This is a genomic window from Nonomuraea zeae (genome assembly GCF_005889725.1).
GTDB lineage: Bacteria > Actinomycetota > Actinomycetes > Streptosporangiales > Streptosporangiaceae > Nonomuraea > Nonomuraea zeae.
Genome location: NZ_VCKX01000754.1, coordinates 1 through 371, shown reverse-complemented (window position 1 = coordinate 371; position 371 = coordinate 1). Strand labels below are relative to the sequence as shown.

Annotated in this window: 1 protein-coding gene; it reads left to right on the top strand. The window is 68.7% G+C overall.

Annotated elements, in window-relative coordinates; translation table 11 throughout:
* A partial coding sequence (locus ETD85_RS62760) for an STAS domain-containing protein (protein WP_206059673.1) occupies nucleotides 1-220 on the top strand: 220 nt, incomplete at its 5' end.
* Nucleotides 221-371: the final 151 nt, after the last annotated feature.

Sequence of the window (371 nt, the reverse complement as noted above, 5' to 3'; positions counted from 1 at the left end):
GGACCTGCGCGGGCTGACCTTCATGGACAGCAGCGGCCTGCGCGTGCTGCTGCGCCTCAACGCGGCCACGCCCCTACATCTGGTCGCGGTGCACGACGTGCCCGCCCGGCTGTTGCAGATCACCGGCACGTGGCAGACGATGACCGTTCACGACCAGGTGGAGCAGGCGATCGCCGCCGCGCAGGCCATCGACGAGACCCCATCCGCCGAGCCCGCATAGCCGATCGAAGAGGGTCCGATGCCAGCACTCCAGATGCACCACCAGCACCTCACCGGCGTCACCGTGATCACGCTGGCCGGAGAGATCGACCTGGCCGGCACGCCACAGCTCCACCACTTCATCGGCAAAGCCCGCCAGACACCCGCCGATC